Source organism: Achromobacter sp., from assembly GCF_050285585.1.
Lineage (GTDB): Bacteria > Pseudomonadota > Gammaproteobacteria > Burkholderiales > Burkholderiaceae_B > Achromobacter.
Genome location: NZ_JBLZXF010000009.1, coordinates 176,388 through 201,537, shown reverse-complemented (window position 1 = coordinate 201,537; position 25,150 = coordinate 176,388). Strand labels below are relative to the sequence as shown.

Genomic DNA, 25,150 nt, shown 5'->3' with positions numbered 1-25,150 from the left:
GTTCAGGACGCTTCGGGAGGGATGACGGTGAGGCGCGGCCAGGTTTCGGGATGGCGCTTGGCCGCAAGCCGCTGCGCATAGGCGAGGCGGTCGGCGCCGGGGCTGGGGCGCAGCACAAGCGCGAACAGGTCGGCCAGCCCATGCGGGGCGACGATGTCGACGTGGCCATCGCGCGTCAGCCTGGCGCCCACGCAGGTGGCCGTTTCGGGCCAGGCGGCGATGCCGTCCTCGAGCGATGCCGCCGGGGGCGGTGCGTCTCCGCGGCTGTCCCGGCGCCACAGGTGCACGCGCGCCTGGTTCACCACTTCCCATGGGGCGTCGGGCGCTGCCTCGCGCAGGCGTCGGGCCACTGCCGCTTCGTGCCCGGGGCTCAGGTCCGAGGCGTCGTGATACACGAAATCGACGTCGGCGCAGGGGCGGCTTGCCGCCGGATAATCATGCAGATGGTTCCAGACCAGCGACCGGATGGCGCCGGCCGCAATGCAGCCGCCCGCAGGGCCGTGATCGCGGGCGGCGCGCAGCCAGCGCATCAGCGGCGCGTGCGCCCGCACCAGCGCTCGCAGCGCGGCGGCCTGTTCTTCCGTGTACGGAGGCACCGCTTCTACAGCGCGCGGCCGCGCCTGAAGACGACAGGCAGCGCCATGAAGAACAGGATGACGAAGAGCGCCAGGCTCCAGAGCGCGTACTCGATGCCCAGGACGGACACCAGGGCGTCCATGCAGGTGGCGTAGATGCCGAAAAGCCAAGGCACGCCGCCATCCAGCCCGATGCCGGTCATGAAGCGGTCGGCGAAGGTCTGGTCGCAGGACAGCATCTTGGCCGCCACGCTGTATTGGTACCAGGCCGCGACCACGCCGCACACGGAAAGCAACGCCGCCAGCGCGCCGCAAATGCGGGTCAGGGCGCGGCCGCCGCCAAATCCGCCCACCAGCGCGACGACGCCGATCACCAGGTAGATCAGGCGCTGCATGACGCACCAGGCGCAGGGCGGCATGTCGAAGACGTGCTGGGAAACCAGGGCGATGCCGACGGCGCCGAAGCAGAAAAGGGCGATCAGGCGGAGCAGGCGTTCGGAGCGTGAAGTCATTGTTCTGCGGTGAGGGTGGAGGGAGACCAGGGCTTAGGCCTTGGGAACCGGAATTGGTTGCATCACTTGCTGCAGGACGCCCAGCAGCAATTCGCGCGAGCCTTCCCAGAAGATCTGCACGCCCAGGCACAGCATGATGAAGGCCGACAGGCGCATGAATACGGCGGTGCCATTATCGCCCAGCCGGTGCAGCATCTGCGCGGCGAAGCGCAGGCAGACATAGAGCGTCGCGGATACGACGATGATGCCGGGGATGGATCCGCCCAGGCGCACCAGGCTGAGCACGTGGTTCTGGTCCCGCAGCGAAACGCCGACGGTGATGGCCGCGGCGATGGAGCCCGGGCCGCAGCTGATCGGGAAGGTAAGGGGATAGAAGGCGCGGGCCTTGGCCATTTCAGGCGTGAACGACTCGGCCATGCGCGCCACGCGCTCGGTGTCGGCGTCGGGCGAGTTCACCAGCCGCCAGGCGCTGGCGATCACCAGCATGCCGCCGCCGACCCGCACGATGGACAGCGAAATCCCGAAGAAGCTCAACAGCACGTTGCCCGCGACCATGGCCACGATCAGCATCAGGCAGACGTTGATGGCGACCCGCTTGGCCAGCACCATCCGGGTCGAGGACGACGCCCCTTCGGTCAGCGAGAGGAAGATCGGCGCGATCGCAGGCGGATTCAGGAAGGGCAGCAGCGTGGCCAGCGCGAAGAAGAAGCTGCCCCCGAAAACGCGCAGATAGTCATTGAGCTGCATAGATACGGACGCCGCGTGGCCGAAAACCGGGATTGTATGCCGTCCGCAAGGCGCTGGCGATGGTGGCGGGGGCGCCTCAGGCGGCGCGCTGGCTGGCTTCCTCGCCCGCCAGGGCGTCCAGCACGTCGCGTTCGAACTGCATCTGGCTGCGCGGCCGGGTCAGCGCCTGGCCGTCGACGATGAACACGTCTTCCACCCGGTCGCCCAGCGTCATGATCTTGGCCATCAGCAGGTTCACCTCGTGCCGCGCGAACACGCGCGCCAGCGCGTGCAGCAGGCCGGGCCTGTCGGTGGCCGTCACCGACAGGCGCCAGGAGGTGCTGCGCTCGTCGGGCTGCAGTTCCGCCTGCGGCATCACCGGGAACACCCGCGACACGCGCGACTGGCGGCCGCGGCCGTAATAGCCGCCGCGGGAAGAGTGGGGCTGGGCGGCGGCTTGCGGGTCCTTGAGCCGTTCGGCCAGCTCATGTTCGACCAGGGTGGCCTGGGCGCGCAGGTCGCTGGCGCCTTCCGGCAGCAGCACGATGAAGCTGTCCAGCGCCCAGCCATGGCGCGTGGTGTGGATGCGGGCGTCCTGGATGGACAGGGCCTTGGCGTCGAAGTAGCCGCAGATGGCCACGAACAGGTCGGGCGCATCGCGCGTGTACACCATGATCTGCAGGCCCTCGCCATGTTCGGTGGGGCGGGCCTTGACGACGGCCTGGGCCGGCGCGACCTGATGGTACAGGTGGCGCGTGTGCCAGGCGATGTCCGAGGCGTCGTGGCGCAGGAAGTACGCCACGTCCAGCTGGTTCCAGAAGGCCTCGCGGGCGTCGTCGCGCAGCCCGGCCAGCCGGGTCAGGCGGGCGGCCTCTTCCTTGCGTTCCGTCAGCACGGTGTGCGCGTCGGCGTGCGCGCCGCCCAGGGCGGCCAGCGTGAGCTTGTACAGGTCTTCGAGCAGCTTGCCCTTCCAGGCGTTCCAGACCTTGGGACTGGTGCCGCGGATATCGGCCACCGTCAGCAGGTACAGGGCGGTCAGGTGGCGCTCGTCCTTCACGGTGGCCGCGAAATCCTGCACCACGGCCGGGTCGGACAGGTCCCGTTTTTGCGCCACGGCCGACATCAGCAGATGCTGGCGGACCAGGAATTCGACCAGGGCGGTGTCCTCGGGCTCCATGCCGTGGTCCTGGGCGAACTTGCGGACTTCGCGCGCGCCGAGCTCGGAATGGTCGCCGCCGCGCCCCTTGGCGATATCGTGGAACAGCGCCGCCACGTACAGCAGCCAATGCCGGTCCAGCCCGGCGATCAGCTGGCTGGCCAGCGGATATTCCTGGGCGTGCTCGGGCATGGTGAAGCGGCGCAGGTTGCGCACCACCGCCAGCGTGTGTTGATCCACGGTATAGGCATGGAACAGGTCGTGCTGCATCTGGCCCACGATGCGGCGGAACACCGGCAGGTAGCGCGGCAGGATGTTCAGCATGGTCATGCGCCGCAGCTCGTGCACGATGCCGCGCGGCTGTTGCAGGATCTGCAGGAACAGCTTGCGGTTGACGGGGTTGCGGCGGAACTGCGCGTCGATGCGGTGCCGGGAATGCCAGATGGCGCGCAGTGTGCGCGCCGACATGCCGGTGAGTTCCGGATGCTGCTGCATGACCAGGAAGGCGCGCAGCAGCAGGGTCGGGTTGCGTTCGAAGCCGTCGTCGCGAATGATGTCCAGGCGATCCCGCAGGTTGCGGAAATCGTCGTCGATGTCGCGGGCGTCGCTGTCGGGGCGGGGAAACAGCCGCTCTTCGATGTTCTGCACCAGGATCCCGTTCAGCTGCGTCACCAGCCGCGCGGCCCAGTAATAGCGCTGCATCAGCAGTTCGCTGCCGCGGCGCGTGGCGGTGGCGTGGATGCCGTAGACCTCCGCCAGCGCGGGCTGGAGGTCGAACAGGACGCGGTCTTCGCGCCGGTTGGCCAGCAGGTGCAGCTCGATGCGCAGCCGCTTGAAGGCCTGTTCGGCCTTGCGCAGGTCGCGCGCTTCCGACGAGGTCAGCAGGCCGGCTTGCGCCACCGAGCGCCAGCTGTCGCCGAAGCCGGCCGCCCTTGCCATCCAGAGGATGACCTGCAGGTCGCGCAGGCCGCCGGGGGATTCCTTGCAGTTCGGCTCCAGCGCGTAGGGCGTGTCGTGGTAGCGCGCATGTCGCTGCTGCATTTCGACGCGCTTGGCGCGGAAGAAGGCGCGCGGGTCCAGCCTGGACTTGGTGGCGGCCTCGAACTTCTTCATCAGCGCGCGGCTGCCGGCCAGCCAGCGGGATTCCAGCAGCGCGGTTTCCACGGTGATGTCGGCGTCGGCCTCGCGCTCGCAGTCTTCGATGGTGCGCACGCTGTGGCCGGGTTCCAGGCCCAGGTCCCATAGCGAGGCGACCAGCCGCTCGATGGCCGTTTCGTCTTCGCGGGTGGGAGCGTTTGGAAGCAGGATGAGCAGGTCGACGTCGGAATGCGGGTACAGTTCGCCCCGGCCGTAACCGCCCACGGCCGCCAGCGTGGCGCCGACGGGCAGCGGGCATTGTTTCACCAGGTCGCGCAGCGCGACGTCAACGATGCGCCGCAACTCGGACAACAGGGTGTCCGGCCGCTCGTGTCCGCGGAACTGGGCCACCGCCGTCCGCCGGGATTCCTGGATGCGTTCGCGCAGGGCGCTGAGGTATTCGGCGGTCATGGTGGCGGACGGCGGGGCTTCAGAGGGCGGGAATGACGATGGGTTCGGTGATGAACGCCGGCGGCTGCGGCATGCCGGGCGACAGGGTCAGGACTTCGTAGCCGGTTTCGGTCACGCAGACAGCATGCTCCCATTGGGCAGACAGGCTGTGGTCCCGGGTGACGACAGTCCAGCCGTCGGACAATTGGCGGATTTCGCGCCGCCCGGCATTGATCATGGGCTCGATGGTGAACAGCATGCCCGTCGTCAGCGCCACGCCCGTGCCCGGCTTGCCGTAATGCAGAACCTGCGGGTCTTCGTGGAAGCGCTGGCCGATGCCGTGGCCGCAGAATTCGCGCACGACGGAGAAGCCGTTGGCCTCGGCGTGCTTCTGGATCGCGTTGCCCACGTCGCCCAGCGTGGCGCCGTGCTTCACCTGCTGGATGCCTTTCCACATGCATTCGAAGGTGATTTCGGTCAGGCGGCGCGACAGGATGGACTGCTCGCCCACGGCGTACATGCGGCTGGTGTCGCCGAACCAGCCGTCCTTGATGATGGTGACATCGATGTTCAATGAGTCCCCATTTTTCAGCACCTTGTCGCCCGGGATGCCGTGGCAGACCTGGTGGTTCACCGAGGTGCAGATGGCGCCGGGGAAGGGCGGATAGCCCGGAGGCGCGTAACCCACCGTGGCGGACTTCACGCCCAGCTCGTCGGTCAGGTATTCCAGGCAGAGACGGTCCAGCTCGCCGGTCGTGACGCCCGGCTTGACGTGGGGGGTGATGAAATCGAGGACTTTGGCGGCGTCCTGGCAGGCCGCGCGCATTTTGGCCAGGTCGGCTTGATTGGTAATGGTGCCCATGGATTAGCTTGGCGATCGGTCGCTTGAATGTCTGCTTAAAAGAATAGTAGAATTATAGGCTTCCCTAAATTTTTGGGGATGCATGGTAGTGAGGGGCGGGGCGAATAACCCGGCTACTCAGTACTACTGGGTAACGGCAAGAGCCGATCCCGGCGGGTGTTGGCATGGTGGCGTTGGCGCCAGCCTTTGCGCAAGCCCGGCAGGTATTCTGGTTGTGCGGATCATCCACCCATTGGGATCGGCGGCACGCCCCGAAGTTTCACCGCAAGCGAAGGTTGTGGAGCGAAATCGGGCAGGCCGCGGGTGCTGGTGGCGGGGAGCGCGCAGCGGATGCGGGCCGGACGGGCGTGGGCGGCGGCGAATCCACGGCTGGCGCGAGCCGGGGCGCGGTGTGCTTGCAAGCCTGGTCAAGTTTTAGAGCGGCGATGCAGGCTTAGGGTCTGTGCTCGGTGTGGATGTCGGATTAAGTTCTTGAAAACGTTCATGTTTTCTTAAGAAATGCCCCGATGGTCTGATGCGCGGTCGTACGGATGCCAGATTTGGCGTCTTTCCGGGCGCGAAGAGCAGGATTAGCCAGAGCTGGATTTCGCCGCCAACAAAACAGGTCCGGGTGCGTCTCGAAGAAACTTCCAGGAAATTCCTGGCGGGTCGGGAGACGCGTTGCATGCATGCGGCGCGAGGTTTTCGTCGTGGCGGCTGTCTGGGTTTATCGCGGCAGCGTGGTAGGAGGCGTCGAGGGCGGATTCGCCTGAAGGCGCCGGAGTTATTGCGGCAGTGATCGGCCGGCCCGGTTAGAATTTTGTCATCCCGCCGTTGCGGGAAATCGCGCGCAACACCACCCAGGGTGTCAGCCAGTGGCTGATGCAGGTGCGGCGCAAGAAATCAACCCTTGGAGAAAGTCATGTCTTTGATGCGCGAAATGCTGGAAGCGGGTGTCCACTTCGGTCACCAGACCCGTTACTGGAACCCCAAGATGGCCCCCTATATCTTCGGCCATCGCAACAAGATTCACATCATCAACCTCGAAAAGACGGTTGATAAGTACCAGGAAGCCACCAAGTTCGTGAAGCAGCTGGCTGCTCGCGGCGGCAACATCCTGTTCGTCGGCACCAAGCGCGCTGCGCGCGAGCTGGTCGCCGCCGAAGCCGCCCGTTGCGGCATGCCCTTCGTCGACGCCCGCTGGCTCGGCGGCATGCTGACCAACTTCAAGACGGTCAAGACCTCGGTCAAGCGCCTGAAGGACATGGAAGCCGTGGTCGCCGAAGGCGGCGCCGAGCGCATGATCAAGAAGGAAGGCCTGCTGTTCCAACGCGAACTGGACAAGCTGAACAAGTCGATCGGCGGCATCAAGGACATGAACGGTCTGCCCGATGCCATGTTCGTGATCGACGTCGGCTACCACAAGATCGCCATCGCCGAAGCCAAGACCCTGGGCATCCCCGTGGTCGCCGTGGTTGACACCAACCACTCGCCCGAAGGCATCGACTACGTCATCCCCGGCAACGACGACTCGGCCAAGGCCATCGCGCTGTACGCCAAGGGCATCGCCGACGCCGTGCTGGAAGGCCGCGAGCAGAACCTGAACGGTCTGGTCGAAGAGCTGGGCGAAGGCCAGGAAGAGTTCGTCGAAGTGCAGGACAACCAGGCCTAAGCCGGCTGTCATGTCCGGCGGTTAGCGTCTGGGAGCGGTCCGGGGATCCGGCCCGCTCCCGCCTCGCCGGCACAGCGAAGGTGGGCTCCCATCTTCCAGATCCGCGAATCGCGGATGTCCCATCGAATCACATCACTGTCCCGGCCCGCCGGGGCGTGTTCTAGCAAAATTGGAGCAAACATGGCTGAAATTACCGCTGCCCTGGTCAAGGAACTGCGCGAAAAGACCGACGCCCCCATGATGGAGTGCAAGAAGGCCTTGACGGAAGCCGAAGGCGATCTGGCCCGCGCCGAGGAAATCCTGCGCGTCAAGCTGGGCAACAAGGCCAGCAAGGCCGCCGCCCGCGTCACCGCCGAAGGCCTGATCGGTCTGTTCATCTCTGCCGACGCCAAGCAAGGCGCCGTCATCGAAGTCAACTGCGAAACCGACTTCGTCGCCAAGAACGACGATTTCGTCGCTTTCGTGAACAAGCTGGCCGAGATCGTCGCCACGCAGAACCCCGCCAGCGTTGAAGCGCTGTCGGCGCTGCCCTACGGCGACGGCACGATCGAATCCACCCGCACCGCCCTGATCGGCAAGATCGGCGAAAACATGTCGATCCGCCGCTTCGAGCGCATCGAGACGCCGAACGCGCTGGCCAGCTACGTGCACGGCGGCCGCATCGGCGTGCTGGTTGAATACTCGGGCGCCGAGGAAGTGGGCAAGGACCTGGCGATGCACATCGCCGCGACCAAGCCGAAGGCCCTGAACGCCGACGGCGTGAACCCCGCCGACATCGCCGCCGAGCGCTCGGTCGCCGAGCAGAAGGCCGCCGAATCGGGCAAGCCCGCTGAAATCGTCGCCAAGATGGTCGAAGGTTCGGTCGCGAAGTTCCTGAAGGAAGTCACCCTGCTGTCGCAGCCGTTCGTCAAGGACGACAAGGCCACGGTCGAGCAGATGCTGAAGGCCAAGGGCGCTTCGATCAGCAAGTTCGTGCTGTTCGTCGTCGGCGAAGGTATCGAGAAGAAGACCAGCGATTTCGCCGCCGAGGTTGCCGCCGCCGCCGCTGGCCGCGCCTAATCGGTAGTTTGCTTAGAGGCCGGCACTGACTAAAATCAGGCCGGCCTATTTCTTGTCTTACACTTTCGTCGGATTGTTCCTCGGGATATCACCTATGAGCAGCAGATCATACAAACGGGTTCTTCTCAAGCTTTCCGGCGAGGCGCTGATGGGCGAAGATGCGTTCGGCATCAATCGCTCCACCATCGTCCGCATGACCGATGAGATCGCCGAAGTCGCCGCCGCCGGCGTCGAACTGGCCATCGTCATCGGCGGTGGCAACATCTTCCGTGGCGTCGCCCCGGGCGCGCAGGGCATGGACCGCGCGACGGCCGACTACATGGGCATGATGGCCACCATCATGAACGCGCTTGCCTTGCAGGACGCGCTCAAGCACAAGGGAATCGACACCCGCGTACAATCGGCCCTGAACATCGATCAGGTCGTCGAGCCCTACATCCGCCCCAAGGCCCTGCGCTACCTCGAAGAGGGCAAGGTCGTCATTTTCGCGGCGGGCACCGGCAACCCCTTCTTCACCACCGACACCGCCGCCGCCCTGCGTGGCGCCGAAATCGGCGCGGAGATCGTGTTGAAGGCCACCAAGGTCGACGGTATCTATAGCGCGGACCCCAACAAGGATCCCACCGCTACGCGTTACGCGCGCATCAGCTTCGACGAAGCGATCGTCCGCCGCCTGGAAGTCATGGACGCCACCGCGTTCGCGCTGTGCCGCGACCAGAAGCTGCCGATCAAAGTGTTTTCGATCAATAAGTCCGGCGCCCTCAAGCGGGTCGTCAGCGGCGAAGACGAAGGCACCTTGGTACACGTTTAAAGAAAAGGAAATTCCATGAGCGTCGCAGAAATCCGCAAATCCGCCGAAGCCAGGATGGTCAAGTCGCTTGATACGCTCAAGACCAGCCTGGCCAAGATCCGTACGGGCCGCGCCCATACCGGTATCCTGGATCACGTTCAGGTCGAGTACTACGGGTCGCCCGTGCCGATCAGCCAGGTGGCCAACGTCAATCTGGTGGACGCCCGCACGATCAGCGTCCAGCCCTACGAGAAGCCGATGGCTTCCGTCATCGAGAAGGCCATCCGCGAATCGGACCTGGGCCTGAACCCGATGTCGATGGGCGACACCATCCGCGTGCCGATGCCGGCCCTGACCGAAGAGCGCCGCCGCGACCTGACCAAGGTCGTCCGCAGCGAAGGCGAGGATGCCAAGGTGGCCGTGCGCAATCTGCGCCGCGAAGCCAACGAAGCGCTGAAGAAGCTCGTCAAGGACAAGGAAATCTCCGAGGACGACGAGCGCCGCGCCCAGGACGACGTCCAGAAGCTGACGGACCGCAGCGTGGCCGACATCGACAAGATGGTGGCCCAGAAAGAAGCGGAAATCATGACCGTATAATTCCTGCACGCTCCGGGCGCGGCCGTCGCGGCCGTGCCCGGGCCCAGGATATTCTTGCCCGCGCGCCGTCCTATCCATTGTTTCGCAGCATCTCTACGTAGCGATGGATCGACGGCGCAGGCTTTTCCCCGTATTCCCGATTTTCGCCGGCCCTCCGCGCGCAGCACCACACCCATGGCAACCAGTTCGACCCAGGCGGTTCCCGCTACTCGCGATGTTCCCGAGCACGTGGCCATCATCATGGATGGCAATGGCCGGTGGGCGACGCGGCGGCTGCTGCCTCGCACGGCGGGCCACGCCAAGGGCGTGCAGGCCGTGCGGCGCGTGGTCGAGGCCTGCGGCCGCGCCGGCGTCCGCTACCTGACGCTGTTCGCCTTCAGTTCCGAGAACTGGCGCCGTCCCGCCGAGGAAGTCTCGCTCCTGATGCGCCTGTTCGTGCAGGCCCTGGAACGCGAGGTCGGCAAGCTGGAGGAGCAGGGCGTGCGGCTGCACGTCATCGGCGACCTGAGCGCCTTCGAGCCCCGCCTGCAGGAACTCATTTTCGCCGCCCAGGAGCGCACCGCCCACAACGACCGCCTGCACCTGACGGTCGCGGCCAACTATGGCGGCCGCTGGGACATCCTGCAGGCCACCCGCGCCATGCTGGCGGCCGAGCCCGGGCTGGCGGCGCAACCGCAGCGGGTGGATGAAGAACGGCTGTCCAGGCACCTTTCCATGGCCTGGGCGCCCGAGCCCGACCTGTTCATCCGCACGGGCGGCGAACAGCGCATTTCCAATTTCCTGATCTGGCAGATGGCCTACGCGGAGTTCTACTTCACGGACCGCTATTGGCCGGACTTCGGCGCAGCGGAACTCCAGGCCGCCTTCGACTGGTACCGTACGCGCGAGCGCCGTTTCGGCCGCACCAGCGCGCAGCTCAGCGAAGACGGCGCGCAGTAAGCAAACCAGACGGCGACAAGCGCGTCTTTCCAGAGCTGTACACGAGGAGACCGTCACATGTTGGGCCAGCGTATCGTTACCGCCGTCGTCCTGTTGGCCATCCTGGCCGCCGCGATGTTCAGCGCCAATCCCTGGTGGTTCGTCGCCTTGCTGGCCCTGGCGGCCGCCTGCGCCAATTGGGAGTGGCTGCGCCTGACGCTGCCGCAACCGCCTTCCCCCCTGATTGCCGTCGGCGTCGCCGCGCTGCTGTTCGCGGGCATGCTGGGCCTGGCATCCGCCTGGCTGGCGGGCGACCGAACCGGCGTGGCGGACCCCGCCTGGGTGCTGCGTTACGTGGTGCCGGCCGTGGCCGCCGTCTGGCTGTTCGCCGGACTGGCCGCGGTAGTCCGCGGCCGCTCCGATGCCGCGCCGGCCAGCCTGGGCTGGTCCGTCTTTTCCGTGCCCGCCGCCTTCGCGGCCTGGGCCGTGCTCGCGCAGATGTTCATGGCGCGCGGCGCCGGCTTCGTGGTGTCGCTGCTGGCGCTCGTCTGGGTGGCCGATATTGCGGCCTATTTTGCCGGCCGCGCATTCGGCAGGCGTAAACTGGCCCCGCGGGTCAGCCCGGGCAAGACGATCGAGGGCGCCATCGCCGGCGTGCTGGGCGCGGTCGTCTGGATCGGCCTTTCCAGCCTCTGGGAGGGCACGTTCGGGCACGCCCTGGTCGAACGCTGGACGTTCTGGCTGGCGCTGCCGATCGCCGCGCTGCTGGGCGTGGTGTCCATCGTGGGCGACCTGTTCGAATCGCTGCTCAAGCGCCGCGCCGGCCGCAAGGATTCCAGCACGCTGCTGCCCGGCCATGGCGGCGTCTATGACCGCATCGACGCGATCCTTCCCGTCGCGCCGTTCGCGCTACTTTTGTCTGGAGTGTTGTTTTGACGGCTTTTCAACGCGTCGTTGTGCTGGGATCGACCGGTTCGATCGGTGAAAGCACGCTGGATGTGATTGCCCGCCACCCCGAACGGTTGGCGGTTTATGCCTTGTCCGCGTACAGCCGGATGAGCCGCCTGGCCGAACAGGCCCAGGCCAGCCGGGCGGCCGTGGTGGTGGTGCCCGACGACGAGGCGCGCCGCAAGTTCATGGCGGCCTGGATGGGCTCCGGCCCCATGCCCGAGATCAGGGTGGGCGCGCAGGCGCTGGCCGAAACCGCGGCCGATCCGCAATGCGATTCGGTGATGGCCGCCATCGTGGGCGCGGCGGGGCTGCCCGCCGCCCTGGCCGCGGCGCGCAGCGGCAAGCGCGTGTTGCTGGCCAACAAGGAGGCCCTGGTCGCCGCCGGTTCGCTCTTCATGCAGGCTATCCGCGACAACGGCGCCGAACTGCTGCCCATCGACAGCGAACACAATGCGATTTTCCAATGCCTGCCGAAAGGCGGCAGGGCAGAGGCCCCGGACGCTCCCGCGCCCGGCGTGCGGCGCCTCCTGCTGACGGCCTCCGGCGGCCCGTTCCGCGGGCGGGACCTGGAAGACCTGCACGACGTCACGCCGGCCCAGGCCTGCGCCCATCCCAACTGGAGCATGGGCCGCAAGATCTCGGTGGATTCCGCCACGATGCTCAACAAGGGCCTGGAAGTGATCGAAGCGCATTGGCTGTTCGCCATGCCTCCCGATCGCATCGAGGTGGTGGTCCATCCGCAGAGCGTCGTGCATTCGATGGTGGAGTACAACGACGGCTCCGTGCTGGCGCAGCTCGGCCAGCCCGACATGCGCACGCCGATCGCCTACGGGCTGGGTTTCCCCGAGCGCCTGGAGAGCGGCGTGGGCCCGCTCGACCTGACCCGCCTCGGGCGGTTGGACTTCGAAAAGCCCAATCTTGCCCGGTTCCCCTGCCTGGCCCTGTCCTTCGCGGCCCTAAGGGCCGGGCAGGGCGCCTGCGTGGTCTTGAACGCGGCCAACGAGGTGGCCGTCGAGGCCTTCCTGGCGGGCCGGCTGCCCTATACCTGGATTCCGAGGGTGATCGAGGCCTCCCTGGAGTGGCAGGCGCGGCAAGCTTCTGTTACGCTCAGCAGTCTTGACGACGTACTCGCGCTCGACGCGGCGGCGCGCGCCTACGCGGGCAACCTCGGTCTTGCCTGACGCCGGCTGCCCGCCACTGATTCCCTAGATCTTCCGAATCCGATGCTTTTCACCCTGCTGGCCTTTGCGGTTGCGCTTGGCACCCTGATCATCTTTCATGAGCTGGGGCATTACTGGGTGGCCCGCCTGTGCGGCGTGAAGATCCTGCGCTTCTCGGTGGGGTTCGGCAAGGTCGTCCTGCGCCGCACCGACAAGCACGGCACGGAATGGGCGGTTTCGGCGTTGCCGCTGGGCGGCTACGTCAAAATGCAGGATGATCCGCCAGCCGGCGTCAGCGCCGCTGAGGCAGCGGGCGCCTTCAATCGCAAGCCGGTCGGCCAGCGCATCGCCATCGTCGCCGCCGGCCCCATTTTCAACCTGATCCTCGCGGTCTTCCTCTATGCGGGCCTGAACATGGCCGGCACCGAGGAGCCGGTCGCCATCATCGCCCAGCCCGCCGCCGACACGCCCGCGGCGCGAGCCGGCCTGCTGCCGGGCGACCGCATCCTGGCCATCGACGGCCAGGAAATCGCGTCCTGGTCGGACGCCCGCTGGCACCTGATGGACGTGATGTCCACGGGCGGAAATGCGCAAATCGAGGTCCGGACCTCCGGCGGCGCCGTGCACCAGCGCGAGCTGGCGCTTCCCTCCAATACGATGGATCCGGCGGGCGGGGACCCGCTGGCCGCCGCCGGCATCCGGCTGGCCCAGCCCCGGCCCGCCGTGCGCGTCGTGAACGACGGCGGGGAAGGGCAGGCGGCGGGCCTGCAGCCGGGCGATCTGATCGTGGCCGTGAACGGCGTGCCCACTCCCGACACCGGCGCCCTGGTCAAGCAGATCCAGGAAAGCGCCGGCAAGACCCTGGCGCTGACCCTGACGCGCAAGGGCGCCCCGGTGTCCCTGAACGTCACGCCGAGGCCCGAAATGGTCAACGGCCAGGAGATCGGGCGCCTGGGCGTGCAGCTCGGTGGCGACGTTCCCATGGTGACGGTCCGCTACGGGGTGTTCGAAAGCGTATGGCGCGGCGCCGTCCGCACCTGGGATACCGCCTGGTTCTCGCTGCGCATGATGGGCCGCATGGTGACGGGCGACGTGTCCTGGCGCAATGTCAGCGGCCCGGTGACCATCGCGGATTACGCCGGACAGACCGCCAGAATCGGAATTGTTGCGTATATCGCTTATATCGCCTTGATCAGCATCAGTCTCGGCGTTCTAAATTTGCTACCTATTCCTATGCTGGATGGTGGCCATCTGCTGTACTATCTCGTCGAAATTGTGCGGGGTAGCCCGCCGCCTGCGAGGTGGATCGATATCGGACAGCGCGCCGGCATAGGTTTATTGGCAGGCCTGATGGGGCTTGCGCTGTTCAACGATTTCACGCGCTTGTTCACTTAAGCGCGATTTAGCATAAAATCCCCCGCCATTTGCACGACCGAGGATACTCAAGGATGTCTTTTCGCCGGATGTTTCATCACAAAAAGGGTGTACTGCCGGGTCTGATCGCCGCACTGCTGGTACCGGCCATCGCCCACGCCTTCGACCCTTTTGTCGTGCGGGATATCCGCGTGGAGGGTATTCAACGAACCGACGCCGGCACCGTCTTCGGTTATCTGCCCGTCAAGGTCGGTGAAAAATTCACCGAGGAAGAGGCCACCGAGGCCATCCGCCGCCTGTACGGCACGGGCTTTTTCACCGACGTGCAGATCCAGACCGACAACAACGTCGTCGTGGTGGTCGTCCAGGAACGTCCGACGATCGCTTCGGTCAACTTCAACGGCATGCGCGAGTTCGACTCCAAGGCCATCACGACGTCGCTGGCGCAGGTGGGCTTCGCCGAGGGCCGGATTTTCGACCGCTCCATGCTCGAGCGCGCCGAATACGAACTGAAGCAGCAGTACCTGTCCAAGGGCAAGTACGGGGTCGAGGTGACCGCCACCGTGACGCCGCTGCCGCGCAACCGCGTGGGCGTGAGCTTCGACGTGTTCGAAGGCTCGGTCGCGCGGATCCAGGAAATCCGCTTCGTCGGCAACAAGGCCTTTTCCGAGGGCGACCTGCTGGACGTGTTCCAGCTGACCACGCCGGGCTGGCTCACCTGGTACACCGACACCGACAAGTATTCCCGCGAAAAACTCGAGGGCGACCTGGAGCGCCTGCGCTCGTTCTACCTGGACCAGGGCTATCTCGAATTTTCGGTCGAGCCGCCGCAGGTCACGATTTCGCCGGACCGCAAGGACATCCGCATCACGATCACCATGCACGAGGGCGAGCCCTACAAGGTGCGCAGCGTGAAACTGGCGGGCAACCTGCTGGGCCTGGACAAGGAAATCGGCGCGCTGTTGCAGGTCAAGCCGGACGAGACCTTCTCGGCGGCCAAGGCGAACGACTCGGCCAAGGCCATCACCGACTACCTGGGCGAGCTGGGCTACGCGTTCGCCAACGTCAACCCCAATCCGCAGCTGGACCGCGCCAAGCATGAGGCGGACCTGACGTTCTACGTCGATCCCAGCCGCCGCGTGTACGTGCGCCGCATCCAGATCGGCGGCAACACCCGCACCCGCGACGAAGTGGTGCGCCGCGAAATGCGTCAGCAGGAAGCCGCCTGGTACGACGCCAAGGACATCAAGACCTCGCGCGACCGCATCGACCGCCTGGGCTACTTCAGCGACGTCAACGTCAAGACCGACCCGGTCCCCGGCTCTCCCGACCAGGTCGACGTGAACGTCGACGTCAAGGAAAAGCCCACCGGCATGATCAACCTCGGCGTGGGCTACGGCTCGTCCGAAAAGGCCATCCTGTCGGCGGGCATCAGCGAAGACAACGTGTTCGGCAGCGGCACCAACCTGACCCTGCAGCTGAACACCAGCAAGACCAACCGCGCGGTCGTGCTGTCGCACACCGATCCGTACTGGACCAAGGACGGCATCAGCCGCACCACGTCCGCGTACTACCGCGTGACCGAGCCCTGGAACAACAACGACGGCGACTACCGCGTCAAGGCCATGGGCCTGGGCATGAACTTCGGTATCCCGATCTCCGAGTACGACCGGATCTTCCTGGGCGCGAACTTCGAACGCAACCAGATCGACCTGTTCAGCAACTCGCCGGCGGCCTACGAGAAGTTCGTCAATGATTACGGCGACGCGACGAATTCGGTCATCTTCAGCACGGGCTGGTCGAAGGACACGCGCGACAGCGCGCTGGCGCCGACCAAGGGTTCGTACACCCGCCTGAAGGCCGACCTGTCCACCATCGACCTGCAATACACGATGCTGACGGCCCAGCAGCAGTACTACGTGCCGCTGGGCGGGTCCTACACCCTGGCCCTGAACGGCATGGTCGACTGGGGCCAGAGCTACGGCAGCAAGGACTACCCGGTCATCAAGAACGTCTACGCCGGCGGTATCGGCACCGTTCGCGGCTACGAAGGCTCGTCGCTGGGCCCGCGCGATTCCAAGACGGGCGACTACCTGGGCGGCACGCGCCGCATCGTGGCCAACGCCCAGCTGTACCTGCCGTTCCCGGGCGCCACGAAAGACCGCACCCTGCGCTGGTTCATTTTCACGGACGCGGGCCAGGTGGCGGCGGGCAGCGGCCTGTCTTGCACGAACGGCAAGCCGGGCAGCGAGGTGGACGATCCTTGCGGCTGGCGTTTCTCGGCCGGTATCGGCCTGTCGTGGCAGTCGCCGATGGGGCCGTTGCAGTTGTCTTACGCCCGTCCGCTCAATTCGAAGCAGGGTGACGACAAGCAGAGCTTCCAGTTCCAGATCGGGACCGGTTTCTGAGCGCCGTTACGCTTGAAAACAAGGGATGGGGCCGGTGGGCCGGCTCCCTTGCTGTTTAGTGGCACAATACACACTTTGGCTTTGCCTTACTGGAAGGTGAGATTTTCATGATGTCTGATTCCGCACTTAAAACATCGAATTCGCTGGGTGCCAAGCGCCGCGGCAAGCTGGGCGGCTCCATTGCCCTGGTGGGTGCGCTCATTCTCGGTTCGGCTGCGGCGATTCCCGCGCATGCTCAAGGCACCAAGATCGGTTTCGTGAATACCGAGCGGATCCTGCGCGAGTCGGGCCCGGCCAAGACTGCCCAAAGCAAGATCGAAGCCGAATTCAAGAAGCGCGACGACGAACTCCAGCGCCTGAACAACAACCTGCGTTCGCAGGCCGAGAAGTTCGACAAGGACGCTCCCGTCCTGTCGGAATCCGACCGCGTCAAGCGCCAGCGCGAACTGTCCAATCTGGATACCGACCTGCAGCGCAAGCGCCGCGAGTTCCAGGAAGACTTCAACCGCCGCCGCAACGAGGAATTCTCGGGCATCGTGACGAAGGCCAATGAGGCCATCAAGCGCATCGCCGAGCAGGAAAGCTACGACCTGATCATCCAGGACGCCGTGACGGTCAACCCGCGCATCGACATCACCGACAAGGTGATCCAGAGCCTGGGCAAGTAAGTAACACCTGTCACGTCATGCCGGTTTTACTGGATCTTGTCCGCGCGCCGACGCTTGAAGCACTGTTGAGCGCCGCCAATACCCAGGGATTGGACTGGCGCATCAGTGCGGCGCCGGGCGCAGACTCCTTGCGGGTCTGCGGCATCGGAACGCTGTCGTCGGCGGGCCCCCAGGAAATCTCGTTCCTGGCCAATCCCCGCTACCAGAGCCAGCTCGGCGCCACCAGGGCCGCCGCGGTCATCGTCTCGAACGAGGTGGCCGAGGCCCTGGAGGCCGAAGGCGGCTCGCGGCCGCCTTTCGCGCTGGTCGCCTGCAAGCATCCCTATCTGCTTTACGCCCGCGTGGCGCAGTGGTTCGACGCCGCGAGGCGCCCCGAACTGCCGGCCCACACGCATCCGTCCGCGGTGGTGGCCGACGACGCCACGATCGAAGAGGGCGTGCGCATCGGGCCGCAATGCGTGGTGGAATCCGGCGCCCGGATCGGCCGCGGCACGGTGCTCGGGCCGGGCTGCGTCATCGGCGCCGGCTCGTCCGTGGGCCCTGGCAGCCGCCTGCATGCCCACGTCACCCTGTACGAAGGCGTCACCGTGGGCGCCCGCGCCATCATCCATAGCGGCGCGGTGCTGGGCGCGGATGGATTCGGTTTCGCGCCGGATCCCTCGCTGGGCAAGGGCGCCTGGGGCAAGATCCCGCAATTGGGCGGCGTGACCATCGGCGACGATGTCGAAATCGGCGCGAACACGACGATCGACCGCGGCGCGCTCGAAGACACCCTGGTGTCCGACGGCGTGAAGCTGGACAACCAGATCATGATCGGCCACAACTGCCGCATCGGCGCGCATACCGCGATGGCGGCCTGCGTCGGAGTGGCCGGCTCGACCACGATCGGGGAGCGCTGCACGATCGGCGGAGCCGCCATGCTGTCGGGCCACCTGACGCTGGGCGACGACGTGCACATTTCGGGCGGCACCGCGGTGACGTCCAATATTTCGAAGCCTGGCCGCTATACGGGTGTATTCCCGTATGCGGAACATGGCGAATGGCAGCGCAACGCCGCCGTGATACAGCAGTTGGCGCAATTGCGCCGCCGCGTGCGGACGCTGGAAAAAGAGTAGGGCGCATTGCCGCCCCGGCGCGTCCGCGCCGCGCAATTATTTCACTTTGCAGGAAAGCATAGAAAAATGGAACTCGACATCAAGGGGATCATGGAGAGGTTGCCGCATCGTTACCCGATGCTGCTGATTGACCGCGTCGTCGAAATGGTGCCCGGCAAGTCCATCGTGGCCATCAAGAACGTCTCGATCAATGAACCGTTTTTCACTGGCCACTTCCCGCATCACCCGGTGATGCCTGGCGTGCTCATCGTCGAAGCCATGGCGCAGGCCTCGGCCCTGTTCTCGTTCACCGACGAGAACGGCGGGCTGAAGTGCGAGGGTTCCAAGACGGCGTATTACCTGGTCGGCATCGATGGCGCGCGTTTCCGCCGCCCCGTGGTGCCGGGCGACCAGTTGCGCATCGAAGTGGAAGCCGAGCGTTTGAGCCGCAGCATCTGTAAGTACCAAGCGCGCGCGACGGTGGACGGCCAGGAAGTCGCCTCGGCCAAGCTGATGTGCGCGATTCGCAGCCTGGAAGAGTAGTCAATGGCAGGAAACATTCACCCCACCGCTGTCGTCGATCCGGCGGCAAAACTCGACCCGACCGTGGTCGTCGGCGCCTACGCGATGATCGGCCCCGATGTGACCATCGGCGCCGGCACCGAGATCGGCCCGTATTGCATGGTGGACGGGGTGACGACCATCGGACGCGATAACCGCTTCTACCGGTACTGCTCGATCGGCGGCATGCCGCAGGACAAGAAGTACAAGGGCGAACCTACGCGTCTCGAAATCGGCGACCGCAATACTGTGCGGGAGTTCGTGACGCTGAACACGGGCACCGTGCAGGACGGCGGCGTCACCACGCTGGGCGACGACAACTGGATCATGGCGTACGTGCACGTGGCGCATGATTGCCATATCGGCAGCAACACCATCCTGGCCAATTCCGTGCAGCTGGGCGGCCACGTCCACGTGGGCGATTGGGCCATCGTGGGCGGCCTGACCGGGGTGCACCAGTTCGCGCGCATCGGCGCGCACAGCATGACGGGCGGCAACAGCTCCTTGATGCAGGATACCCCCCCGTTCGTGCTGGCCGCCGGCAACCCCTGCCGGCCGGTCGGCGTCAACGTCGAAGGCCTGAAGCGCCGCGGATTCTCTCCCGCCGAGATTTCGGCGCTGCGCGACGCCTACAAGATCATCTATCGCCGGGGGCTTTCCCTGGACGCCGCGCGGGCCGAGCTGCGCGCGCGCCAGCAGGCGGAGCCGGAAGTCGCCGGCCGCCTGCAGACCCTGCTCGATTTCCTGGACGTCGCTAGCCGCGGCATCATCCGCCCATGAACACACGGATCGGCATGGTGGCCGGCGAGCCTTCGGGCGACTTGCTGGCCGGTCGCATCATTGCCGGTCTGCAAGCGCGCGACGCCGGCGTCCATTGCGAAGGCATCGGCGGGCCGCAGATGCAGGCCCGCGAGTTCGACGCCTGGCATCCCATGCATGCCCTGACGGTTTTCGGCTATGTGGACGCGCTGAAGCGGCTGCCCAGCCTGCTTGGCACCTATCGCGACGTCAAGCGCCGCTGGCTGGCCGAGCCGCCCTCCGTCTTCGTGGGCATCGACGCGCCGGATTTCAACCTGCGCCTGGAACACCAGCTGCGGCAGGCCGGCACGCCCACGGTGCATTTCGTCGGGCCGTCCATCTGGGCCTGGCGCTACGAGCGCATCAACAAGATCCGTGAATCGGTGTCGCACATGCTGGTGCTGTTTCCGTTCGAGGAAGAGATCTACCGCAAGGAAGGCATTCCGGTGACCTACGTGGGCCACCCGCTGGCCGGGGCCGTGCCCATGCAGCCGAACCGCGCCGCGGCGCGCGCCCGCCTGGGCATAGACCAGGACGCCCGCGTGCTGGCCATCCTGCCGGGCAGCCGCTCGTCCGAGATCCGGCTGCTGGCCCCGCGTTTCCTCCAGGCCGCCCAGCTGCTGCAGAAAAAGGACCCGGCCCTCCAATGCGTGGTGCCGATGGTCAATGACCAGCGACGCGCCGAATTCCAGGCCATCCTGGCCCAGTATCCGGTGCCCGGCCTGCGCTGCGTGACCGCGCAGGACCTGCACGGGGAGGGCGGCGAGCGCCAGTCTCCCGTGGCCTGGTCGGTAATGGAAGCGGCCACGGCGGTGCTGGTTGCCAGCGGCACGGCGACGCTCGAGACGGCGCTGTACAAGCGCCCCATGGTCATCTCCTACGTGCTGTCGCCCTGGATGCGCCGCATCATGGCTTGGAAGTCGGGCCAGCAGCGTCCCTATCTGCCGTGGGTGGGCCTGCCGAACGTGCTGCTGCGCGATTTCGCCGTGCCCGAGCTGCTGCAGGACGACGCCACCCCCGAAAAGCTGGCGGAAGCGACCTGGGCGGCGCTGACCGACGAGGCGCTGACGGCGCGGGTCGAGGCGCGTTTCACCGCCTTGCACCAGGAACTGCTGCGCGATACGCCGGCGCTGGCCGCCCAGGCGATCCTGGAGGTTGCCGGTGGAGCAGCCTGACCTCTTCGCGGCGCCCGAACAGCCGCCGATGGTGACGGCCGGGGTCGACGAGGCCGGCCGGGGCCCGCTCGCGGGCGCGGTCTACGCCGCGGCCGTCATCCTGGACCCCGCCCGGCCCATCGACGGCTTGGCGGACTCCAAGGTGCTGAAGGCGGCGACGCGCGAAGCCCTGGCGCTGGAGATCCAGGAACGCTCGCTCGCCTGGTTCGTCGCCAGCGCCAGCGTCGCCGAGATCGACAGCCTGAACATCCTGCGCGCCACGATGCTGGCGATGCAGCGGGCGGTCCAGGGGTTGTCCGTCCTGCCGCAACTGGCGCTCGTGGACGGCAACCAGGCGCCCAAGCTGGGCTGCTCCGTGCAGACGGTCATCAAGGGCGATGCGCTGGTGCCCGCGATTTCCGCGGCTTCCATACTGGCCAAGACGGCCCGGGACGCGGACTTGCTGCGGCTGCACGCCTTGTATCCCCAATATGCGTTCGACCAGCACAAGGGCTACGGCACCGCGCTGCACCTGCAAATGCTGCGCGAGCACGGCCCCTGCGCCGAGCATCGCCGCAGCTTCGCGCCGATCAAGGCCTTCGGTCCGATCCTATGAAGCACATCAGTTCCCGCGACAACCCCGCGGTCAAGGCGCTCGCCAAACTGGCCGGCACGGCGGGCAAGCGCGGGGCGCCCGTGCTGCTGGACGGGATCCATCTGTGCCAGGCCTGGCTGCAGCGCCATGGCGCGCCCGACCAGGCCGTTTTCGACGTGGAGCGCCTGTCGCAGCCCGATATCGCCGCCTTGGCGGCCGCCGTGCCCGATGGCCGCTGCCTGGCCCTGGACGCGCGCCTGATGCAATCGCTGGCCAGCGTGGAAAGCGGGCAGGGGGTGGCCTTCGTGGTCACGCCGCCGGCCATGGCGCTGCCCGCGGAGGTGGACGAGAACTGCGTGCTGTTCGATCGGATCCAGGATCCGGGCAACGTCGGCACATTACTGCGCACCTGCGCGGCAGCCGGCGTGAAACGGGTCTTCCTGGCGACCGGCACGGCGGCGGCATGGTCGCCCAAGGTCCTGCGCAGCGGGCAGGGCGCCCACTTCGCGCTGGCCATCCACGAACATGTCGATCTTGCAGCCTTGCTGCCCAGCCTGCGGGTGCCGCTGGTGGCGACCGCGTTGGAAGGCGCGCAGGATCTGTACCGCAGCCGCCTGCCGGAGCGCTGCGCCTGGGTATTCGGCCACGAAGGGCAGGGCGTGGCGGCTGCCTTGCTTGACGCCGCCTCGTACAAGCTGCGCATCCCGCACGATAGGGCGGCGGTAGAGTCGCTCAATGTGGGAGCCGCAGCCGCCATCTGCCTGTTCGAACAGCGGCGGCAGGGCTTGCTCGCCTGATCCGGTTCCGCAACGCTGGAGGGTAAGCGGCGCGGCTGCGGCGACGGGCGGAACCGGGCGGAAAACGTTTTGTAAAAATGGGACGCACTCATATACTTCGGCTTTTGCTTCCGAGGTGTTTATGGCGTCATCGCCGGTTCGTAGGCCTGAAGGTCGTCCCGCCCGCGGGGCCAGGGTGCTTTTCTTGGCGGCCGCTTGCGCGTTTGCGCTGGCTGCGTGCATGTCGGTCAATACCCAGAAAGTCAGCATGGTGCATGCGGCTCCGGCGGATCCCGTCCACATCATCCAATTGTCCAGACCGGTCATCGCGGCCCTGCCGAACGATAGGAGCGTGACGCTGGCTGCCGGCTCGCAATGGCGCCGCGTGGGCGCCTTGCCGCAAGGCGACGTCTATCGTCCCCTGAGCGGGCTCTTCACCATCCAGACCCGTCGCCAGGACGAAGCCTATGCCGTGGCGTCTTCCGGCAAGCTGCTCGGTTTCTACCTGCCGGGCGAAAGCGCATACATGCCTCTGTCACGTCCCGTCACGTTGCCCGTGGAGATGCGTCAATGAAAACCTGGTTGAGAATGGCGGCCGCCGTGATCGTTGCCGCGCTGTTGGCCGGTTGCGCCGGATCCAGGTACGAATCGCTGCATGGCAGGATCCCCCCCATCGCCGAAGGGAACGGCCGGATTTATTTCTATCAGCCGCAACCCGCGAGCATGGCGGCAGCCCAGCAAAAACTGCGTGTCAACAAGGAAGTCGTGGGCCGCAACAAGCCTGGCAGCTTCTTCTTCGTGGACCGCCCCGCGGGCAGCTATGTCATCACCAACCTGTACTGGACCGGCGACGGCGTGAGCTTCATGCTGGATGCGGGCCAGACGCGCTATGTGCGCATCATGGCGGAATCGCTGGGCAGCACCAGCGCCGTGGGCCAGTTGTCGATGCAATTGGTCGACCCGCCCGAGCTGGCCGAGAATGAAATGCGCCAGCTGCGTTATTGGGGCGCCGCGACGCCCGAGCAAGTGCCCGGGCTGTAGCCGGCAGCGGGGTGACGCTGCGCCGCCGGGTTCAGCGGCGCAGCTTCACGCGTTCGCGCGAACCCGCTCCCCAGTACTTCAGCGGCCCCATTTCCCGCGTGGCGACTTCCTCGGACTCTTCAAGCCGCATTTCCTGCCGGCCCACGCTGGACGAATTGCCGCTCACGCCCTGGATGCTCAGCCGCACATACCGCGTCTGGCCTGGCGCCAGGGTGAACGACACGTGCTCGCCGCCGCGCAGGGTATCCACCTCGTAGTTGCCGGCGGGACGGTTCACGTAGAAAAAACTGCCCGGCTTGGAGCGTCCGACCTTCACGTCGTTGACCCGCAGGTAGGGCTGGTCGGACACCACGCCGGTCGGGGCCGGCGGCTGGTAGAAATAGATGCGCCCGGTGTCCGGCACCATGATGGGAATCGAGCTCGCGACGTCCTTGTAGCGGGGCCCGCCGCAACCTGCCAGCAGCACGGCGCCTAGCGCCGCGGCGGCCACCATCTTCCAACCGCTCTTCATGTGTTCGTCTCCAGAATCGGCCCCGGCTTGCCGTGCCCGTGCATCGCTAAAGCCTGTAAGTATATGAATGAATCAAATATTTACAAAACGTATTTAGCGATCAGTAGCGCAACGGCTCTCTTTCGCGTCGGCCAGCGCCCCAATACCGCAGGTCCCGCAGGGCCTCCTGGGCCGCGTCCGCGGATTCCTCCAGCCTCAAGACCTGCTTGCCGCCCGAAATATCCACCCGTACGTACTGGGTCTGCCCCACCGCCAAGGGCACGCGAAGCGCGTTCTTGCGTTCCTTGCGATCGGTCGCGGTGAGGACTTCGAGGTCGCCCGCCGCGCGGTCCACGAAGAAGAAGCGTCCCGGCTTGGAGCGGCCGACCTTGCGGCCGTCGACCAGAATGGCGGGCTGCGCGATCTTTTCGCCGCTCGATGTCACGGGCTGGTAGAAGTAGATGCGCCCTTCGGCGGGCTCGATCGGGGGGATGCGCTGCGCCACGTCAGCGTAGCGGGGCCCGGCGCAGCCTGACAGCAACAGCGCCGCGCCCAGCGCGGCCATACCCAATTTGATCCAGCTCTTCATGCCTTGTCCTCGCTCGAAGGGCGCCGGGCGCCGGCAACTTGGGGCGGGCGCCACATGCAAACGGCGCAGTATAAAGAGGGGACGGGGCCTACAATCGGCGGAATAGCGGCTAAATGGAGCCGTATCAGTCCTATTTTGCGAACAATGCCTGACGGCGCTGTTGGACCGGGCAGCTGGCGGCGGCCGCGCCCGCGTTGCGCGACTCCACCGCGGCCATGGGCGCCCGGGGCGCGCCCTTGCCGTTTTCAGCCCCTGTCCAGGCCAACTTCCTGCAGCACCGTGGTCGCGATCTCTTCGATCGATTTCGTGGTGCTCGACAGCCACGAAATGCCTTCGCGGCGCATCATGCGCTCGGCCTCGGCGACTTCGTAGCGGCACTGCTCCAGCTTGGCATAGCGGCTGTTGGGGCGGCGTTCGTTGCGGACCTCGGCCAGGCGTTCGGGCTGGATCGAGAGGCCGAAGAGCTTGCCGCGGTGCGGGGCGATGGTCGAGGGCAGGGTGCCGCGCTCGAAGTCGTCCGGCGTCAGCGGGAAATTGGCCGCCTTGATGGCGTATTGCATGGCCAGGTACAGGCTGGTGGGCGTCTTGCCGCAACGGGACACGCCCACCAGGATCACGTCCGCCTGGTCCAGCTGGTTCACGAACTGGCCGTCGTCGTGCGCCAGGCTGAAGTTGATCGCGTCGATCCGATTGCGGTACTTTTCTGAATTGGCCTGCATGTGCGAGCGGCCGATGGAATGGCTGGACTTCAACCCCAGCGCCTGCTCGATGTGGCTGACGAAGGTGCCGAACAGGTCGAGGAAAATCCCGTTCGCCTGACGAACACGGGCCAGCATGTCGGGGTTGACCAGGGTGCTGAAAACGATGGGCGGAACGCCGGCCTCCTGGGCGCTGCGGTCGATCCGCATGGCGACTTCGGCCGCTTTTTCCAGCGTGTCGACGAAAGGCAGCCGAACCGGCTTGAAATCGACGCCCTCGAACTGCGAAAGGACTGACTGGCTGAAGGTTTCTGCGGTGATGCCGGTACTGTCGGAAACGATGTATACCGTGCGTACGATCGGGGTAGATGTCATGTGTAAAAAATTCCAACCAGGCGGATGGCCGGACGTACTCCACCG

Annotated in this window: 26 protein-coding genes; 18 read left to right on the top strand and 8 right to left on the bottom strand. The window is 66.1% G+C overall.

Annotation, left to right across the window (positions count from 1 at the left end):
• Positions 1-2: 2 nt before the first annotated feature.
• The 5 genes from ACN6PJ_RS15220 to map all read right to left on the bottom strand — a co-directional run bounded on the left by ACN6PJ_RS15220 (position 3) and on the right by map (position 5,358).
• Positions 3-596, bottom strand: a complete 594-nt coding sequence (locus tag ACN6PJ_RS15220) for a nucleotidyltransferase family protein (protein ID WP_427996695.1) — start codon at positions 594-596, stop codon at positions 3-5.
• Between the two features lie 5 nt (positions 597-601).
• Positions 602-1,087 (bottom strand): disulfide bond formation protein B, encoded by a 486-nt coding sequence (locus tag ACN6PJ_RS15215; RefSeq protein ID WP_427996694.1) that lies wholly within the window; start codon positions 1,085-1,087, stop codon positions 602-604.
• 33 nt (positions 1,088-1,120) lie between these two features.
• Positions 1,121-1,834 (bottom strand): MarC family protein, encoded by a 714-nt coding sequence (locus ACN6PJ_RS15210; RefSeq protein ID WP_427996693.1) that lies wholly within the window; start codon positions 1,832-1,834, stop codon positions 1,121-1,123.
• Positions 1,835-1,910: 76 nt separating this feature from the next.
• Positions 1,911-4,517 carry a [protein-PII] uridylyltransferase gene (locus ACN6PJ_RS15205; RefSeq protein ID WP_427996692.1) on the bottom strand — a complete coding sequence of 869 codons (2,607 nt, stop codon included), beginning with the start codon at positions 4,515-4,517 and terminating at the stop codon, positions 1,911-1,913.
• A gap of 19 nt (positions 4,518-4,536) precedes the next feature.
• Positions 4,537-5,358 (bottom strand): type I methionyl aminopeptidase, encoded by an 822-nt coding sequence (map, locus tag ACN6PJ_RS15200; RefSeq protein ID WP_427996691.1) that lies wholly within the window; start codon positions 5,356-5,358, stop codon positions 4,537-4,539.
• A gap of 901 nt (positions 5,359-6,259) precedes the next feature.
• Here map and rpsB point away from each other — a divergent pair.
• The 18 genes from rpsB to ACN6PJ_RS15110 all read left to right on the top strand — a co-directional run bounded on the left by rpsB (position 6,260) and on the right by ACN6PJ_RS15110 (position 22,953).
• Positions 6,260-7,009 (top strand): 30S ribosomal protein S2, encoded by a 750-nt coding sequence (rpsB, locus tag ACN6PJ_RS15195; RefSeq protein ID WP_427996690.1) that lies wholly within the window; start codon positions 6,260-6,262, stop codon positions 7,007-7,009.
• A gap of 180 nt (positions 7,010-7,189) precedes the next feature.
• Positions 7,190-8,068, top strand: a complete 879-nt coding sequence (gene tsf / locus ACN6PJ_RS15190; RefSeq protein WP_043542853.1) for a translation elongation factor Ts — start codon at positions 7,190-7,192, stop codon at positions 8,066-8,068.
• Positions 8,069-8,162: 94 nt separating this feature from the next.
• Positions 8,163-8,879, top strand: coding sequence for a UMP kinase (gene pyrH / locus ACN6PJ_RS15185; protein WP_102770947.1), 717 nt, complete (start codon positions 8,163-8,165; stop codon positions 8,877-8,879).
• 15 nt (positions 8,880-8,894) lie between these two features.
• Positions 8,895-9,455, top strand: a complete 561-nt coding sequence (frr, locus tag ACN6PJ_RS15180) for a ribosome recycling factor (protein WP_043542850.1) — start codon at positions 8,895-8,897, stop codon at positions 9,453-9,455.
• A 174-nt stretch (positions 9,456-9,629) separates the two neighbouring features.
• Complete coding sequence (uppS, locus tag ACN6PJ_RS15175; RefSeq protein WP_427996689.1) at positions 9,630-10,394, top strand: polyprenyl diphosphate synthase; 765 nt, start codon at positions 9,630-9,632, stop codon at positions 10,392-10,394.
• Between the two features lie 57 nt (positions 10,395-10,451).
• Complete coding sequence (locus tag ACN6PJ_RS15170) at positions 10,452-11,309, top strand: phosphatidate cytidylyltransferase (protein ID WP_427996688.1); 858 nt, start codon at positions 10,452-10,454, stop codon at positions 11,307-11,309.
• Positions 11,306-12,505, top strand: coding sequence for a 1-deoxy-D-xylulose-5-phosphate reductoisomerase (locus tag ACN6PJ_RS15165; protein ID WP_427996687.1), 1,200 nt, complete (start codon positions 11,306-11,308; stop codon positions 12,503-12,505). Before ACN6PJ_RS15170 ends, ACN6PJ_RS15165 begins: the two co-directional genes overlap by 4 nt.
• 42 nt (positions 12,506-12,547) lie before the next feature.
• Positions 12,548-13,879 (top strand): RIP metalloprotease RseP, encoded by a 1,332-nt coding sequence (gene rseP / locus ACN6PJ_RS15160; protein ID WP_427996686.1) that lies wholly within the window; start codon positions 12,548-12,550, stop codon positions 13,877-13,879.
• 53 nt (positions 13,880-13,932) lie between these two features.
• Complete coding sequence (gene bamA, locus ACN6PJ_RS15155) at positions 13,933-16,266, top strand: outer membrane protein assembly factor BamA (protein ID WP_427996685.1); 2,334 nt, start codon at positions 13,933-13,935, stop codon at positions 16,264-16,266.
• A gap of 107 nt (positions 16,267-16,373) precedes the next feature.
• Entirely contained in the window at positions 16,374-16,934 is a 561-nt protein-coding gene (locus tag ACN6PJ_RS15150; protein ID WP_427996684.1) for an OmpH family outer membrane protein, read from the top strand.
• Positions 16,935-16,951: 17 nt separating this feature from the next.
• Positions 16,952-18,049: a UDP-3-O-(3-hydroxymyristoyl)glucosamine N-acyltransferase gene (gene lpxD, locus ACN6PJ_RS15145; RefSeq protein ID WP_427996683.1), complete on the top strand. Its 1,098-nt coding sequence runs from the start codon at positions 16,952-16,954 to the stop codon at positions 18,047-18,049.
• 66 nt (positions 18,050-18,115) lie between these two features.
• Entirely contained in the window at positions 18,116-18,571 is a 456-nt protein-coding gene (gene fabZ, locus ACN6PJ_RS15140; protein WP_076521293.1) for a 3-hydroxyacyl-ACP dehydratase FabZ, read from the top strand.
• 3 nt (positions 18,572-18,574) lie between these two features.
• Positions 18,575-19,369 (top strand): acyl-ACP--UDP-N-acetylglucosamine O-acyltransferase, encoded by a 795-nt coding sequence (lpxA, locus tag ACN6PJ_RS15135; protein WP_427996682.1) that lies wholly within the window; start codon positions 18,575-18,577, stop codon positions 19,367-19,369.
• Positions 19,366-20,562, top strand: a complete 1,197-nt coding sequence (gene lpxB, locus ACN6PJ_RS15130) for a lipid-A-disaccharide synthase (protein ID WP_427996681.1) — start codon at positions 19,366-19,368, stop codon at positions 20,560-20,562. The genes lpxA and lpxB overlap by 4 nt, the downstream gene beginning before the upstream one ends.
• A complete protein-coding gene (gene rnhB / locus ACN6PJ_RS15125; protein WP_427996680.1) occupies positions 20,549-21,157 on the top strand; it encodes a ribonuclease HII in 609 nt (202 codons plus the stop codon). Before lpxB ends, rnhB begins: the two co-directional genes overlap by 14 nt.
• Positions 21,154-21,933 carry a TrmH family RNA methyltransferase gene (locus ACN6PJ_RS15120; protein WP_427996679.1) on the top strand — a complete coding sequence of 260 codons (780 nt, stop codon included), beginning with the start codon at positions 21,154-21,156 and terminating at the stop codon, positions 21,931-21,933. Before rnhB ends, ACN6PJ_RS15120 begins: the two co-directional genes overlap by 4 nt.
• A 220-nt stretch (positions 21,934-22,153) precedes the next feature.
• Positions 22,154-22,486, top strand: a complete 333-nt coding sequence (locus ACN6PJ_RS15115; protein WP_427996678.1) for a hypothetical protein — start codon at positions 22,154-22,156, stop codon at positions 22,484-22,486.
• Positions 22,483-22,953 carry a DUF2846 domain-containing protein gene (locus ACN6PJ_RS15110; RefSeq protein ID WP_427996677.1) on the top strand — a complete coding sequence of 157 codons (471 nt, stop codon included), beginning with the start codon at positions 22,483-22,485 and terminating at the stop codon, positions 22,951-22,953. Before ACN6PJ_RS15115 ends, ACN6PJ_RS15110 begins: the two co-directional genes overlap by 4 nt.
• Before the next feature lie 31 nt (positions 22,954-22,984).
• Here the strand turns inward: ACN6PJ_RS15110 and ACN6PJ_RS15105 are convergent, their stop codons facing one another.
• The 3 genes from ACN6PJ_RS15105 to ppsR all read right to left on the bottom strand — a co-directional run bounded on the left by ACN6PJ_RS15105 (position 22,985) and on the right by ppsR (position 25,105).
• Positions 22,985-23,464, bottom strand: coding sequence for a DUF2846 domain-containing protein (locus ACN6PJ_RS15105; RefSeq protein ID WP_427996676.1), 480 nt, complete (start codon positions 23,462-23,464; stop codon positions 22,985-22,987).
• A 100-nt stretch (positions 23,465-23,564) separates the two neighbouring features.
• Positions 23,565-24,032 (bottom strand): DUF2846 domain-containing protein, encoded by a 468-nt coding sequence (locus tag ACN6PJ_RS15100; RefSeq protein ID WP_427996675.1) that lies wholly within the window; start codon positions 24,030-24,032, stop codon positions 23,565-23,567.
• A 245-nt stretch (positions 24,033-24,277) separates the two neighbouring features.
• Positions 24,278-25,105 (bottom strand): posphoenolpyruvate synthetase regulatory kinase/phosphorylase PpsR, encoded by an 828-nt coding sequence (gene ppsR / locus ACN6PJ_RS15095; protein WP_043542832.1) that lies wholly within the window; start codon positions 25,103-25,105, stop codon positions 24,278-24,280.
• Positions 25,106-25,150: the final 45 nt, after the last annotated feature.

Bases quoted from the DNA above. Each gene is read 5' to 3' on its own strand.
- lpxA (WP_427996682.1), top strand. From the start codon at position 18,575: ATGGCAGGAAACATTCACCCCACCGCTGTCGTCGATCCGGCGGCAAAA.
- tsf (WP_043542853.1), top strand. From the start codon at position 7,190: ATGGCTGAAATTACCGCTGCCCTGGTCAAGGAACTGCGCGAAAAGACC.
- map (WP_427996691.1), bottom strand. From the start codon at position 5,358: ATGGGCACCATTACCAATCAAGCCGACCTGGCCAAAATGCGCGCGGCC.
- ACN6PJ_RS15110 (WP_427996677.1), top strand. From the start codon at position 22,483: ATGAAAACCTGGTTGAGAATGGCGGCCGCCGTGATCGTTGCCGCGCTG.
- ACN6PJ_RS15215 (WP_427996694.1), bottom strand. From the start codon at position 1,087: ATGACTTCACGCTCCGAACGCCTGCTCCGCCTGATCGCCCTTTTCTGC.
- frr (WP_043542850.1), top strand. From the start codon at position 8,895: ATGAGCGTCGCAGAAATCCGCAAATCCGCCGAAGCCAGGATGGTCAAG.
- fabZ (WP_076521293.1), top strand. From the start codon at position 18,116: ATGGAACTCGACATCAAGGGGATCATGGAGAGGTTGCCGCATCGTTAC.
- ACN6PJ_RS15105 (WP_427996676.1), bottom strand. From the start codon at position 23,464: ATGAAGAGCGGTTGGAAGATGGTGGCCGCCGCGGCGCTAGGCGCCGTG.
- rpsB (WP_427996690.1), top strand. From the start codon at position 6,260: ATGTCTTTGATGCGCGAAATGCTGGAAGCGGGTGTCCACTTCGGTCAC.
- ACN6PJ_RS15170 (WP_427996688.1), top strand. From the start codon at position 10,452: ATGTTGGGCCAGCGTATCGTTACCGCCGTCGTCCTGTTGGCCATCCTG.
- pyrH (WP_102770947.1), top strand. From the start codon at position 8,163: ATGAGCAGCAGATCATACAAACGGGTTCTTCTCAAGCTTTCCGGCGAG.
- ACN6PJ_RS15150 (WP_427996684.1), top strand. From the start codon at position 16,374: ATGATGTCTGATTCCGCACTTAAAACATCGAATTCGCTGGGTGCCAAG.
- ACN6PJ_RS15205 (WP_427996692.1), bottom strand. From the start codon at position 4,517: ATGACCGCCGAATACCTCAGCGCCCTGCGCGAACGCATCCAGGAATCC.
- bamA (WP_427996685.1), top strand. From the start codon at position 13,933: ATGTCTTTTCGCCGGATGTTTCATCACAAAAAGGGTGTACTGCCGGGT.
- rseP (WP_427996686.1), top strand. From the start codon at position 12,548: ATGCTTTTCACCCTGCTGGCCTTTGCGGTTGCGCTTGGCACCCTGATC.
- ACN6PJ_RS15120 (WP_427996679.1), top strand. From the start codon at position 21,154: ATGAAGCACATCAGTTCCCGCGACAACCCCGCGGTCAAGGCGCTCGCC.
- ACN6PJ_RS15100 (WP_427996675.1), bottom strand. From the start codon at position 24,032: ATGAAGAGCTGGATCAAATTGGGTATGGCCGCGCTGGGCGCGGCGCTG.
- ACN6PJ_RS15210 (WP_427996693.1), bottom strand. From the start codon at position 1,834: ATGCAGCTCAATGACTATCTGCGCGTTTTCGGGGGCAGCTTCTTCTTC.
- ppsR (WP_043542832.1), bottom strand. From the start codon at position 25,105: ATGACATCTACCCCGATCGTACGCACGGTATACATCGTTTCCGACAGT.
- lpxB (WP_427996681.1), top strand. From the start codon at position 19,366: ATGAACACACGGATCGGCATGGTGGCCGGCGAGCCTTCGGGCGACTTG.
- ACN6PJ_RS15115 (WP_427996678.1), top strand. From the start codon at position 22,154: ATGTCGGTCAATACCCAGAAAGTCAGCATGGTGCATGCGGCTCCGGCG.
- uppS (WP_427996689.1), top strand. From the start codon at position 9,630: ATGGCAACCAGTTCGACCCAGGCGGTTCCCGCTACTCGCGATGTTCCC.
- lpxD (WP_427996683.1), top strand. From the start codon at position 16,952: ATGCCGGTTTTACTGGATCTTGTCCGCGCGCCGACGCTTGAAGCACTG.